This is a genomic window from Enterobacter cloacae complex sp. SYL003 (assembly GCF_049236925.1).
GTDB classification, from domain to species: domain Bacteria; phylum Pseudomonadota; class Gammaproteobacteria; order Enterobacterales; family Enterobacteriaceae; genus Enterobacter; species Enterobacter intestinihominis.
The window spans coordinates 202456-216191 of record NZ_JBMKJK010000005.1; the positions used below are offsets into that span (position 1 = coordinate 202456).

The window sequence follows — 13736 nt, forward strand, 5'->3', positions numbered from 1 at the left end:
CATTGTATTACCCAAAAAATAAGCAATTAGCCGGCTAAGCGTCCGGCATGATGAGGATCTGCTGTTGTCAGAGTTAATGTCCCTTGTCCTTTTCCTGGCTTCCATCGGCGTTTATGCCTGGAAAGCCGGTCGTCACACCTGGTGGTTTGTGGCCACCCTGGTGGTGCTCGGTATTTTTATTGTTTTAAACATTACGTTATATGCCAGCGATTACTTTACCGGCGACGGTATTAACGACGCGGTGCTCTACACATTGACCAACAGTCTGACCGGCGCAGGTGTGGGTAAGTACATCCTTCCGGGTCTGGGGCTGGTGGTCGCCCTGGTGGGCATCTTCGCCGCGCTGGCCTGGGTTCTGCGCCGTCGCCGTCACCGTCCGCATCATCATGGCTACAGCCTGCTGGCGCTGTGCCTGGCGCTGGCCTCCGTGGATGCCAGCCCGGCCTTCCATCAAATTACCGAGCTGGTAAAATCCCAGTCGCGCGATGGCGATCCGGACTTTGTGGCCTATTACAAAGAACCCTCGAAGAAAATCGATAACCCCAAACTCAACCTGGTCTATATCTACGGCGAAAGTCTGGAACGCACCTGGTTTGACAACGATGCTTTCCCGAACCTGACGCCAGAGCTCGGCGCGCTGAAAAACCAGGGCCTCGACTTCAGCCACACCATGCAACTGCCTGGCACGGATTACACCATCGCCGGGATGGTGGCATCCCAGTGCGGCATTCCCCTGTTCGCCCCGTTTGAAGGCAACGCCTCTGCCTCGATGTCGAGCTTCTTCCCGCAGAACATTTGCCTCGGCGATATCCTGAAAAACTCAGGCTATGAAAACTACTTTATGCAGGGCGCTAACCTGCGCTTTGCCGGGAAAGATGTGTTCCTGAGATCCCACGGTTTCGATCACTTATATGGTTCCGAAGAGCTGAAAACCACGGTCGCCGATCCGGCCTACCGCAACGACTGGGGCTTTTACGACGATACCGTTCTGGATGAAACCTGGAAGAAATTCGAGGAGCTTTCCCGCGCCGGTAAACGCTTCTCGCTGTTTGCGTTGACCGTCGACACGCATCATCCGGATGGTTTCGTCTCACGCACCTGTAAACGTCAGGGCTACGACATTGACGGTAAAAACAACAAGTCGTTCAGCGCTGTGACCTGTAGCCAGGAACATATCGCGGCGTTAATCGAGAAAATCAAAGCGTCGCCGTATTTCAAAAATACGGTCATCGTCGTCTCATCTGACCATCTGGCGATGAAAAACAGCGCCTGGGATGAGCTGAATAAGCTGGATCGCAGCAACCTGTTCTTTGTGCTGCGCGGCGATAAACCGCAGCAGGAGATCATTGCCGCTAAACGTAACTCGATGGATAACGGCGCCACCGTGCTGGATATTCTGGGTGGCGATAACTTCATTGGCCTGGGCCGCAGTACGTTGTCGGGCCAGTCCCTGTCGGAAATCTTCCTCAACATTAAGGAAAAAATCCTCGCCTGGAAGCCGGATATCATTCGCCTGTGGAACTTCCCGAAAGAGATAAACGACTTCACCATCGATCAGGATAAAAAAATGATCGCGTTCTCCGGCAGCCATTTCCGCCTGCCTCTGCTGCTGCGCGTATCGGATAACCGCGTCGAGCCGCTACCGGAAAGCGAATACTCCGCGCCACTGCGCTTCCAGCTGGCGGAATTCGCCCCGCGCGATAATTTCGTCTGGGTCGATAAATGCTACAAAATGGGCCAGCTCTGGTCACAAGAGCTGTCACTGTCCACCGACTGGTGCGTCTCTCAGGGGCAACTCGGTGGCGAGCAGACCGTGCAACACGTTGATAAACCACAGTGGCAGGGGAAAACCGCGTTTAAAGATACGGTCATTGATACCGCACGCTATCAGCGCAACGTTGACCTGCTGAAAATCGTCGACAACGACATTCGTTATAAAGCTGACAGCTTTATCTTTAACGTTGCTGGCGCGCCTGAAGAGGTGAAGCAGTTCAGCGGTATTTCACGTCCCGAATCCTGGGGGCGCTGGTCTAACGCGCAGTTAGGTGATGAGGTGAAAATTGAGTATACCCATCCGCTGCCGGAGAAATTCGATCTGGTGATCACCGCCAGGGCATTTGGTCCCAACGCAAACCGTCCTGTGCCGGTGCGCGTCGGCGATAAAGAACAGATGCTGACGCTGAGCAATGATGTCACCACCAGCACGCTGCATTTCGATAACCCCACGCGCAGCAATACGCTGGTCATTGTGCCGCCCGAGCCGCAGTCCACTAACGAAGGGAATATTCTCGGTCACGCTCCGCGCAAGCTGGGGATCGGCATGGTGGAGATTAAAATTGTGAGCAGCGCTGGCTGATGACGGCGTTCACCCTTCGCCCGACGTGCATCGACGACGTCGCTGCCCTGCCCGCCATCGAACGCGCGGCGGGGCAGCGATTTCGCGACGTTCCTGAGCTGGCCTGGCTGGCAGACAGCGAGGTTATTTCCGTTGAAGATCACCTCGGTTACGCCGGACGCGGATTAAGCTGGCTGGCGCTGGCTGATGACAGGCCCGTGGGCTTTATTCTCGCCGAAGCCCAGCCATCTTCGCTGTTTATTGTGGAACTTTCGGTTCATCTGGACTGGCAGGGACGAGGTCTCGGACGCCGGTTGATTAACCGTGTCGCAGAGCATGCCCGCACGCTGGGGCTAACCTCGCTGACGTTAACGACGTTTCGTGATGTCCCGTGGAACGCGCCCTACTACAGGCGATTAGGGTTTGAAATGATGACGACGCTGACGCCGGAAATGCGCCAGAAACGTGAAGAAGAGACAGCGCACGGTTTAGCGTATGGTTCCCGCTGCGCCATGTGCCTGCCTCTGTAAAATCGCCCGGTGGCGCTGCGCTTACCGGGCCTACAAAACCCAATTCCGCAGGCCAGGTCAGACGCAGCCACCCGGCAAATTGCACAATCCGTAGGCCGGGTAAGGCGCAGCCGCCACCCGGCAAATTGCACAATCCGTAGGCCGGGTAAGGCGCAGCCGCCACCCGGCAAAACCCACAATCCGTAGGCCGGGTAAGGCGCAGCCGTCACCCGGCAAAACCCACAATCCGTAGGCCGGGTAAGGCGCAGCCGCCACCCGGCAAAACACACATCCCGTAGGCCGGGTAAGACGCAGCCGCCACCCGGCAAAACGCACATCCCGTAGGCCGGGTAAGGCGCAGCCGCCACCCGGCAAAACCCACAATCCGTAGGCCGGGTAAGGCGTAGCCGCCACCCGGCGAAACGCACAACGTCAGAACGTTTCCCAGTTATCGCCCGCATCTGCGGTCGCCGGTTTACGCGCCACTACCGGTGCGACAACGCTTTTCGCGGAGGCGAACTCGCGCGCCTTCATCTGTTCCTGCTGAATACGGAACACCGCAACGGCCTGCGTCAGACGGCTCGCCTGCTCTTCCAGTGCCGCCGCGGCCGCCGCAGACTCTTCCACCAGCGAGGCGTTCTGCTGGGTCACGCGATCCATCTCCGCCACCGCCAGCCCCACCTGGTCGATACCGCGGCTCTGCTCATCAGACGCAGACGCGATTTCGCCCATGATGTCCGTCACGCGCGTTACCGCATTCACGATCTCACCCATGGTTTCACCGGCGCTTTCTACCAGCGTTGAACCCAACTCCACGCGCCCCACGGAGTCTTCAATCAGGCTCTTGATCTCGCGAGCCGCCTGGGCGCTGCGCTGCGCCAGGTTTCGTACTTCACCTGCAACCACCGCAAAGCCGCGGCCCTGCTCGCCCGCACGTGCCGCTTCTACCGCCGCGTTCAGCGCCAGAATATTGGTCTGGAAAGCAATCCCGTCGATCACGCTGATAATATCGGCGATTTTCTGCGAACTGCCGGCGATGTCGCGCATGGTCTGCACCACGTTATCCACCACTTTCCCGCCTTTCTGCGCGGTTTCAGACGCGCTCAGGGCCAGGTTGCTCGCCTGACGGGCATTCTCGGCGTTTTGCTTCACGGTGGCGGTCAGCTGTTCCATACTGGCGGCGGTCTCTTCCAGAGAGGCAGCCTGCTGCTCGGTACGGGATGAGAGATCGTTATTGCCCATCGAGATTTCGCTCGCACCGCTGTAAATGGCGTTTGCGCCGTTACGCACGTCACCCACGGTACGCACCAGCTCGCCCTGCATATGGCGCAGGGAGTCAGCCAGTTCACCCATCTCGTTGGAGCCTTCCACGTCGATGCGCTTCACCAGGTCGCCGCTGGCGATATGACGAATGCTGTCAATCAGACGGTTCAGCGGCGAAATCAGCGCCTGACGAATACCCAGCCAGACGGCAACAATCACCACCAGCACCGCAGCCAGCACGCTAATCAGCACCCAGATAGCCTGGCGGTAAGAGCTGTTGCTGTCTTCAACCGCGGTCTGATAGAGCGCGTCGTTTTGTTGCAGATAGCTGACGTACTGCTTCTCAAAGCCATCCTGATAGCTCTGGGTCGGCTGGTCGAAGAACTCGTTGATCTTGCCCGCCCCCAGCAGCTGGATCAGCTCGGCCAGCGCGCCGTGGTAGATATCGTAATTACGTTTGATTTCCAGTGCCGCAGCGTCGCTCTGACGCGGGTCACGCGGAAGTGCTTCGTAATCCGCCCAGTTTTTTTCCGCCTGTTTCAGAGACGCAGAGGCAATCTGCATCAGCTCGGCGACGGTTGAGCCGCTGCCGATATTGTTCTGATCCATCATGTAGCGGATACCCGCGCGGTTCAGGGTGTTACGGGTTTGCAGCAGCGCCACCCAGCTACCGTTCAGGGTGGATTGTTGCTGGCGAATGGTTTGCAGGATGGTGAAATTCTCTTTGTCATGCTTCAGGGCATTGAAGAAAAGACCACCGGATGTGAGTTGTAAAAGGCCAAATATCGCTAAAACCAGCAGTAAGCTGGTGACAATCTTGATACGATTTAACATGTTTTCTCTTTCCTCAGACAGATACAGAATTTTCGGCCTGAAAAGGGAAAACTTTACGAAAATCATCCTGGATTTTAGGGTTTTTACTCTTCGTCCCGCGCGGCAATATGTCGGTTTCCGAGTTCAATAAACTCTTCCAGCAGCGCCGTGAGCTGCTTCATCTTCTCCGGGGTATATTCCGCCTCAATCTGCTGGTACGCCTCTTCCACCTGAGCCTGAGCACGCTGGTAAAGCGCGTTGCCTTCTTTCGTCAGCGATACGTACAGCTTGCGCTGGTCATTCACCGGCTTTAAGCGCAGCACCAGACCGTCGCGCTCCATCCGCGTCAGAATGCCGGTCAGGCTTGGGCGCAAAATGCAGGTGCGGAACGCCAGATCATGAAAATCCATGGAGGGATGCTCGGCCAGCACGCGGACGATACGCCATTGCTGCTCGGTCAGATTATGCCGTTTCACTATCGGGCGGAAGTAGCCCATCGCCGCTTCACGCGCCTGCAACAGCGCGATGGTTAATGAGTCATGCATCACCTTCCCCTTACATCATTAACAAGTAAACAATTTAAAACAGATGCTTTTATAGACAATACGTTGTAACCCAAAAAGTCTAACAGAAACAACGTCATTTTCTTAAGCAATTGATTTAAATAATAATTAACCCATTAGTGTAAATTTATTGTTATTCATATCACAAATTATTCACTTCTGATTGCGAAACGAACAGCAAAAGCATAAAACCAGATCATTAACATATTAATGAAATCAAAACCGGACAGTCGGTTTGAGGAGTATGGGAATGAAAGGTACTGTTTTTGCCGTAGCGCTAAACCACCAAAGCCAGCGTGCGGCCTGGGCTGAGGCGTTTGAAAAAGCCCCCTATAACGCGCCGCCAAAAACGGCGGTGTGGTTTATCAAGCCACATAACACCGTTATTCGCGCAGGCGAGCCGATTCCCTTCCCGCAGGGAGAAACCGTGTTAAGCGGCGCAACGGTGGCGCTGGTGGTGGGCAAAACCGCCAGCAAAGTACGCGTTGAAGAGGCGGCGGCGTACATCGCTGGCTACGCGCTGGCCAACGAAATCAGCCTGCCGGAAGAGAGCTTCTACCGCCCGGCTATTAAAGCCAAATGCCGGGATGGATTTTGCCCGCTCGGCGAACCTGTCGCCGTTGATAACGTGGACAACCTGACCATCATCACCGAGATCAACGGTCGCGAAGCGGACCACTGGAACACGGCCGATCTGCACCGCAACGCCGCCGAACTGCTGAGCGCCCTGAGCGAATTTGCCACCCTGAACCCCGGCGATGCGATATTGCTCGGTACCCCGCAAAGCCGCGTCGAAATTCGCCCGGGCGATCGGGTACGCATTCTGGCAGAGGGATTTCCGCCGCTGGAAAACCCGGTGGTGGAGGAACGCGACGTTACCATCGCTTCGCGCACGCCGCCGCACGCCACGCTGTTCGCCCTCGGCCTGAACTACGCCGATCACGCCAGCGAGCTGGACTTCAAACCGCCCACCGAGCCGCTGGTGTTTATCAAAGCGCCGAACACCTTTAACGGCGACAACCAGACCTCGGTGCGCCCAAACAACATTGAATACATGCATTACGAAGCCGAGCTGGTGGTGGTCATCGGTAAAACCACGCGTAAGGTCAGCGAAGCCGAGGCGATGGACTATGTTGCGGGCTACACGGTGTGCAACGACTACGCCATCCGCGATTATCTCGAAAACTACTATCGCCCGAACCTGCGGGTGAAAAGCCGCGACGGGCTGACCCCCATCAGCCCGAACGTAGTGCCAAAAGAAGCCATCCCTGACCCGCACAACCTTCGTCTTCGCACCTACGTCAACGGTGAACTGCGTCAGGAAGGCACCACCGCCGATCTCATTTTCAGCATCCCATTCCTGATTGCGTATCTGAGCGATTTCATGACCCTGGAACCGGGCGACATGATTGCCACCGGCACGCCGAAGGGGCTGTCCGACGTGGTGCCGGGCGATGAGGTGGTAGTGGAAGTGGAAGGCGTAGGCCGCCTGGTAAACCGAATTGTCAGTGAGGATACTGCAAAATGAAAAAGATTAACCACTGGATCAACGGGAAAAACGTCGACGGAAGTGAGTACTTCCAAACCACTAACCCGGCCTCCGGCGAGGTGCTGGCAGAAGTGGCCTCCGGCGGCGAAGCCGAAATCCATCAGGCCGTTGCCGCCGCCAAAGAGGCGTTCCCGAAATGGGCCAACCTGCCGATGAAGGAGCGTGCGCGCCTGATGCGTCGCCTGGGGGATCTGATTGACCAGAACGTGCCGGACATTGCCGCGATGGAGACCGCCGACACCGGCCTGCCGATCCACCAGACCAAAAACGTGCTCATTCCACGCGCCTCGCACAACTTTGAGTTCTTCGCCGAGGTGTGCCAGCAGATGAACGGCAAAACCTACCCGGTCGATGACAAGATGCTCAACTACACCCTCGTGCAGCCGGTAGGCGTTTGTGCGCTGGTGTCGCCGTGGAACGTGCCGTTTATGACCGCCACCTGGAAGGTCGCGCCGTGCCTGGCGCTGGGTAACACCGCGGTGCTGAAGATGTCCGAGCTCTCCCCGCTGACCGCTGACCGTCTGGGCGAGCTGGCGCTGGAGGCGGGCATTCCGGCGGGCGTGCTGAACGTAGTGCAGGGCTATGGCGCCACGGCGGGCGACGCGCTGGTGCGTCATCATGACGTGCGCGCCGTCTCCTTCACCGGCGGCACCGCCACCGGGCGTAACATCATGAAAAACGCCGGGCTGAAGAAGTATTCCATGGAGCTGGGCGGCAAATCTCCGGTGCTGATATTTGAAGACGCCGACATCGAGCGCGCGCTGGACGCCGCCCTGTTCACCATCTTCTCCATCAACGGCGAACGCTGCACCGCTGGCTCGCGCATCTTCATCCAGCAGAGCATCTACCCGGAGTTCGTCAAACGCTTTGCCGAGCGCGCCAGCCGCCTGCGCGTGGGCGACCCGACCGATCCGAACACCCAGATTGGCGCGCTGATTAGCAAGCAGCACTGGGAGAAGGTCTCCGGCTACATCCGCCTCGGCATTGAAGAGGGGGCAACCCTGCTGGCGGGCGGCCCGGACAAACCGACCAATCTGCCTGCGCACCTGAAAGGCGGCAATTTCCTGCGCCCGACGGTGCTGGCGGATGTCGATAACCGCATGCGCGTGGCGCAGGAGGAGATCTTCGGGCCGGTGGCCTGCCTGCTGCCGTTTAAGGATGAAGCGGAAGGCCTGCGCCTGGCAAACGACGTGGAGTATGGCCTGGCGTCGTACATCTGGACGCAGGACGTCAGCAAAGTGCTGCGTCTGGCGCGCAACATTGAAGCCGGCATGGTGTTCGTTAACACCCAGAACGTGCGCGACCTGCGCCAGCCGTTTGGCGGCGTGAAGGCCTCCGGCACCGGGCGTGAGGGCGGCGAGTACAGCTTTGAGGTCTTCGCGGAGATGAAAAACGTCTGTATCTCCATGGGCGACCATCCGATTCCAAAATGGGGGATCTGATCATGGGAAAATTAGCGTTAGCGGCAAAAATCACCCACGTGCCGTCAATGTATCTCTCTGAACTGCCGGGCAAAAACCACGGCTGCCGCCAGTCAGCCATCGACGGGCATAAAGAGATCAGCAAGCGCTGCCGCGAGCTGGGCGTCGATACCATTATCGTCTTTGACACCCACTGGCTGGTGAACAGCGCGTATCACATCAACTGTGCGGACCATTTTTCAGGCGTCTACACCAGCAACGAGCTGCCGCATTTTATTCGCGACATGACCTACGACTACGACGGCAACCCGGAACTCGGCCAGCTGATCGCCGACGAAGCGGTGAAGCTTGGCGTGCGCGCCAAGGCGCACAACATCCCGAGCCTGAAGCTGGAGTACGGCACGCTGGTGCCGATGCGCTACATGAACGCAGATAAGCACTTCAAAGTGGTCTCCATCTCGGCGTTCTGCACGGTTCACGACTTCGCCGACAGCCGCAGGCTGGGCGAGGCCATCGTCAGCGCCATCGAAAAATACGACGGCACCGTGGCGGTGCTCGCCAGCGGCTCGCTGTCGCACCGCTTTATCGACGACCAGCGCGCGGAGGAAGGGATGAACAGCTACACCCGCGAGTTTGACCGCCAGATGGATGAGCGAGTAGTGAAGCTGTGGCGCGAGGGGCAGTTCAAAGAGTTTTGCAGCATGCTGCCGGAGTACGCCGACTACTGCTACGGCGAGGGCAACATGCACGACACGGTGATGCTGCTGGGGATGCTCGGCTGGGACAACTACGACGGTAAGGTGGAGTTTCTCACCGAGCTGTTCGCCAGCTCCGGCACCGGCCAGGTCAACGCCGTTTTCCCGCTGCCCGCGTAAGGAGCCACCATGCCGCACTTTATTGCTGAATGTACCGACAACATCCGCGAGCAGGCCGACCTGCCGGGGCTGTTTGCCAAAGTGAACGAGGCGCTCGCCGCCACGGGTATTTTCCCGCTCGGCGGTATCCGCAGCCGCGCCCACTGGCTGGACACCTGGCAGATGGCCGACGGCAAGCACGATTACGCCTTTGTGCATATGACGCTCAAAATCGGCGCCGGGCGCAGTCTGGAGAGCCGGGAAGAGGTCGGTGAAATGCTGTTTGCGCTGATCAAAACGCATTTTGCAGAGCTGATGGCCGCCCGCTATCTGGCGCTGTCTTTCGAGCTCGACGAGCTGCACCCGACGCTCAATTACAAGCAGAACAACGTGCACGCGTTGTTTAAGTAGCCGTCTGCTCGCCCGGTGGCGCTTCGCTTACCGGGCCTACAACGGCTCGAACGTAGGCCGGGATCGCTACGCGCCACCTGGCAACAACAGGATATCGCCATGCTCGACAAACACACCCATACCCTGATCGCCCACCGCCTGCATCAGGCGGAACAATCCCGGGAGCAGATCCGCGCGATCTCGCTTGAGTATCCGGAGATCACCATTGAAGACGCCTACGCCGTCCAGCGCGAATGGGTGAGCCTGAAAATTGCCGAAGGCCGCGTGCTGAAAGGCCACAAGATCGGCCTCACCTCCAAAGCGATGCAGGCCAGCTCGCAGATCAGCGAGCCAGACTACGGCGCGCTGCTGGACGATATGTTCTTCCACGACGGCAGCGACATTCCCGTGGATCGCTTTATCGTCCCGCGCATCGAAGTGGAGCTGGCCTTCGTGCTGGCAAAACCGCTGCGCGGCCCGAACTGCACGATCTTCGACGTTTACAACGCCACGGATTACGTCATCCCTGCCCTGGAGCTGATCGACGCCCGCTGCCACAACGTTGACCCGGAAACCCAGCGCCCGCGCAAGGTATTCGACACTATCTCCGATAACGCCGCCAACGCGGGCGTGATCCTCGGCGGCCGCCCGATTAAACCCGACGAGCTGGATCTGCGCTGGATCTCCGCCCTGCTCTACCGCAACGGCGTGATCGAAGAGACCGGCGTGGCCGCAGGCGTCCTTAATCATCCGGCGAACGGCGTGGCGTGGCTGGCGAACAAACTCGCGCCATACGACGTGCAGCTTGAGCCAGGCCAGATCATCCTCGGCGGCTCGTTTACCCGCCCGGTGCCCGCCAGCAGAGGCGACACCTTCCACGTCGACTACGGCAACATGGGCTCCATCAGCTGCCGCTTTGTGTAAGGAGATGATCATGCAAAACGCATTCAAAGCGGCGCTGAAAGCGGGCCGACCGCAAATCGGGTTATGGCTGGGGCTAACCAGCAGCTACAGCGCTGAGCTACTGGCCGGGGCCGGTTTTGACTGGCTGCTGATCGACGGGGAGCACGCGCCGAACAGCGTGCAGACCATTCTGACTCAGCTACAGGCCATCGCCCCTTATCCCAGCCAGCCGGTGGTGCGCCCGTCGTGGAACGATCCGGTGCAGATCAAGCAACTGCTGGACGTGGGGGTGCAAACCCTGCTGGTGCCGATGGTGCAAAACGCCGACGAAGCGCGGCTGGCGGTCAGCGCCACCCGCTATCCGCCCGCGGGCATTCGCGGCGTCGGCAGCGCGCTGGCGCGGGCGTCGCGCTGGAACCGTATCCCGGACTACCTGCATCAGGCTAACGACGCCATGTGCGTGCTGGTGCAGATCGAAACCCTAAGAGCGCTGAAAAACCTGCCGCAGATCCTGGACGTGGACGGCGTCGACGGCGTGTTTATCGGCCCGGCGGATCTGAGCGCCGACATGGGCTTTGCCGGTAATCCGCAGCACCCGGAGGTGCAGGCCGCCATTGAGCAGGCGATCGCGCAGATACGCGCTGCCGGTAAAGCCCCCGGCATCCTGATGGCCAACGAGGCGCTGGCGAAACGTTACCTTGCACTCGGCGCGCTGTTTGTCGCCGTCGGCGTCGACACCACCCTGCTCGCCCGCGGCGCGGAAGCGCTGGCGGCACGCTTTATCGAACAACCGGTTACGTCAGTTAATAACAATAAATCCGTCTACTAAACGTAAGATCTGGAGCGCAGCATGACGACCTCTACCCTGCAAGATAAGAAAGCTATAGAACATCGCGTTATCAACAAGCTGTTCCGTCGTTTGATCGTGTTTCTCTTTATCCTGTTTGTCTTTTCGTTTCTCGATCGCATCAACATCGGCTTTGCCGGGCTAACGATGGGCAAAGATCTAGGCCTCACGTCGACCATGTTTGGCCTGGCCGCGACCCTGTTTTACGTCACCTACGTGCTGTGCGGGATCCCCAGCAACATCATGCTGGCGAAAATCGGCGCGCGGCGCTGGATCGCCGGGATCATGGTGGTGTGGGGCATCGCCTCTACCTGCACCATGTTCGCCACCAGCCCCGAAACGCTCTACGTCCTGCGCATGCTGGTGGGCATTGCCGAAGCCGGTTTCCTGCCGGGGATCCTGGTCTACCTCACCTGGTGGTTCCCGGCGTATCACCGCGCCCGCGCCAACGCGTTGTTTATGATCGCCATGCCGGTGACCATGATGCTCGGCTCGATCCTCTCCGGGTACATTCTGGCGATGGACGGGCTGTGGAACCTGAAGGGCTGGCAGTGGCTGTTCCTGTTGGAGGGGCTGCCGTCGGTGGTGCTCGGCGTGGTGACCTGGTTCTACCTTAACGACACCCCGGATCAGGCCACCTGGCTGGATGATGATGAAAAGCAGGCACTCAAAACGATGATCGCCCGCGAGCAGGAACTGGCCATTGCGCACGTCGCCACGCCGCGATCGACGCTGCGCGAGGTGCTGACGCCCGCCGTACTGCTCTACACGCTGGCCTACTTCTGCCTGACGAATACGCTGAGCGCGATCAACATCTGGACGCCGCAGATCCTGCAAAGCTTCAACACCGGCAGCAGCAATATCGTGATTGGCCTGCTGGCGGCGATCCCGCAGTTTTGCACCATCCTCGGGATGATCTGGTGGAGCCGCCGCTCCGACAGGCTGAAAGAGCGAAAAAAGCACACCATCCTGCCGTATCTGTTTGCGGCGGCGGGATGGATGCTGGCCTCGGCGACCGATCACAGCCTGATCCAGCTGCTTGGCATCATCATGGCCTCAACCGGATCGTTTACCGCCATGGCGATATTCTGGACCACGCCGGACCAGGTGATTAGCCTGCAATCCCGCGCGGTGGCGCTGGCGGTGATCAACGCCATCGGCAACGTCGGATCTGCCGTCAGCCCATTGCTGATTGGTATTCTGCGCGACGCGACCGGCAGCTTCAGCTCGGGGCTGTGGTTCGTGACGGGTCTGCTGGTAGTGGGCGCGCTGGTGCTGACGCGCATTCCGATGACGCAGCGGGTTCAAAAGAGGAACGATCATGTGCCAGAGCCCTATCGCCAACATTGATATCAGCAAGGAGTACGACGAAAGTCTGGGCACCGACGATGTGCACTACCAGTCGTTCGCCCGCATGGCGGCCTTTTTTGGCCGCGACATGCAGGCGCACCGCCACGACCAGTATTTTCAGATGCATTTTCTCGACACCGGGCAGATTGAGCTGCAGCTCGACGATCATCGCTACTCGGTGCAGGCGCCGCTGTTTGTGCTGACGCCGCCGTCGGTGCCGCACGCGTTTATCACTGAATCCGACAGCGACGGCCACGTGCTGACGGTGCGCGAGGATCTTATCTGGCCGTTGTTAGAAGTGCTCTACCCCGGCACGCGGGAGGCGTTCGGCCTGCCGGGGATCTGCCTGTCGCTTGCCGACAGGCCTGACGAGCTGGCGGCGCTGAAGCATTACTGGCAGCTCATTGCCCGGGAATCCACGGAACAGCTGCCGGGCCGTGAGCATACGCTGGTCCTGCTGGCGCAGGCCGTATTTACCCTGCTGCTGCGCAACGCGAAGCTCGACGACCACGCTTCAGGCGGCATGCGCGGCGAGCTGAAGCTGTTTCAGCGCTTTAACCAGCTGACAGATGCGCATTACCACGAGCACTGGACGGTGCCGGAATACGCCAGCGAACTGCATCTTACCGAATCCCGCCTGACCGATATCTGCCGCCGCTTTGCCAACCGCTCGCCGAAACGGTTGATCTTCGACCGCCAGCTGCGGGAAGCCAGGCGCTTGCTGCTGTTTTCCGACAGCACAGTGAGCGAAATTGCCTGGCAACTGGGGTTTAAAGATCCGGCCTATTTCTCCCGTTTTTTCAACCGACTGACGGGGTGCTCACCCAGCGCATACCGGGCGCAGAAAGTACCGGTTTCCTGAACGCATCACGGTTCGTAGGGCGGGTAAGCGCAGCGCCACCCGCCGAAAAGCCGCACAGATCACAAAACAACATCCCA

General features: G+C 59.0%; 12 protein-coding genes. 10 read left to right on the top strand and 2 right to left on the bottom strand.

The genetic code is table 11. From position 1 onward, the window contains the following. The first annotated feature begins 64 nt into the window (after positions 1 to 64). Positions 65 to 2356, top strand: a complete 2292-nt coding sequence (gene opgB, locus ACOT1A_RS08740) for a phosphatidylglycerol--membrane-oligosaccharide glycerophosphotransferase (protein WP_123906507.1) — start codon at positions 65 to 67, stop codon at positions 2354 to 2356. Beyond that, entirely contained in the window at positions 2356 to 2865 is a 510-nt protein-coding gene (locus tag ACOT1A_RS08745; RefSeq protein WP_105322999.1) for a GNAT family N-acetyltransferase, read from the top strand. Before opgB ends, ACOT1A_RS08745 begins: the two co-directional genes overlap by 1 nt. 411 nt (positions 2866 to 3276) lie before the next feature. On the opposite strand, the gene tsr is transcribed toward ACOT1A_RS08745, so the two are convergent. Together tsr and hpaR are read right to left on the bottom strand one after the other, a co-directional pair. Further along, positions 3277 to 4941 (bottom strand): methyl-accepting chemotaxis protein, encoded by a 1665-nt coding sequence (gene tsr, locus ACOT1A_RS08750; RefSeq protein ID WP_022646961.1) that lies wholly within the window; start codon positions 4939 to 4941, stop codon positions 3277 to 3279. Between the two features lie 83 nt (positions 4942 to 5024). Beyond that, positions 5025 to 5465, bottom strand: coding sequence for a homoprotocatechuate degradation operon regulator HpaR (gene hpaR, locus ACOT1A_RS08755; protein WP_006810239.1), 441 nt, complete (start codon positions 5463 to 5465; stop codon positions 5025 to 5027). Between the two features lie 268 nt (positions 5466 to 5733). Here hpaR and hpaG point away from each other — a divergent pair, with 268 nt between their 5' ends. The 8 genes from hpaG to hpaA all read left to right on the top strand — a co-directional run bounded on the left by hpaG (position 5734) and on the right by hpaA (position 13659). Next, a complete protein-coding gene (hpaG, locus tag ACOT1A_RS08760) occupies positions 5734 to 7011 on the top strand; it encodes a 4-hydroxyphenylacetate degradation bifunctional isomerase/decarboxylase (RefSeq protein WP_123906505.1) in 1278 nt (425 codons plus the stop codon). Next, the gene (gene hpaE / locus ACOT1A_RS08765) at positions 7008 to 8474 is read left to right on the top strand and encodes a 5-carboxymethyl-2-hydroxymuconate semialdehyde dehydrogenase (RefSeq protein ID WP_105322997.1); all 1467 of its coding nucleotides are present in this window, start codon (positions 7008 to 7010) and stop codon (positions 8472 to 8474) included. Before hpaG ends, hpaE begins: the two co-directional genes overlap by 4 nt. Positions 8475 to 8476: 2 nt before the next feature. Then, positions 8477 to 9328: a 3,4-dihydroxyphenylacetate 2,3-dioxygenase gene (gene hpaD / locus ACOT1A_RS08770; protein ID WP_022646958.1), complete on the top strand. Its 852-nt coding sequence runs from the start codon at positions 8477 to 8479 to the stop codon at positions 9326 to 9328. A gap of 9 nt (positions 9329 to 9337) precedes the next feature. Continuing rightward, the gene (locus tag ACOT1A_RS08775; protein WP_023299258.1) at positions 9338 to 9718 is read left to right on the top strand and encodes a 5-carboxymethyl-2-hydroxymuconate Delta-isomerase; all 381 of its coding nucleotides are present in this window, start codon (positions 9338 to 9340) and stop codon (positions 9716 to 9718) included. Between the two features lie 99 nt (positions 9719 to 9817). Beyond that, positions 9818 to 10621, top strand: coding sequence for a 2-oxo-hept-4-ene-1,7-dioate hydratase (gene hpaH / locus ACOT1A_RS08780; protein WP_023305397.1), 804 nt, complete (start codon positions 9818 to 9820; stop codon positions 10619 to 10621). 10 nt (positions 10622 to 10631) lie between these two features. Beyond that, a complete protein-coding gene (gene hpaI / locus ACOT1A_RS08785) occupies positions 10632 to 11429 on the top strand; it encodes a 4-hydroxy-2-oxoheptanedioate aldolase (protein ID WP_276170411.1) in 798 nt (265 codons plus the stop codon). 21 nt (positions 11430 to 11450) lie between these two features. Next, entirely contained in the window at positions 11451 to 12797 is a 1347-nt protein-coding gene (gene hpaX, locus ACOT1A_RS08790) for a 4-hydroxyphenylacetate permease (protein ID WP_276170412.1), read from the top strand. After that, entirely contained in the window at positions 12769 to 13659 is an 891-nt protein-coding gene (hpaA, locus tag ACOT1A_RS08795) for a 4-hydroxyphenylacetate catabolism regulatory protein HpaA (protein ID WP_276170413.1), read from the top strand. The genes hpaX and hpaA overlap by 29 nt, the downstream gene beginning before the upstream one ends. Positions 13660 to 13736 lie beyond the last annotated feature (77 nt).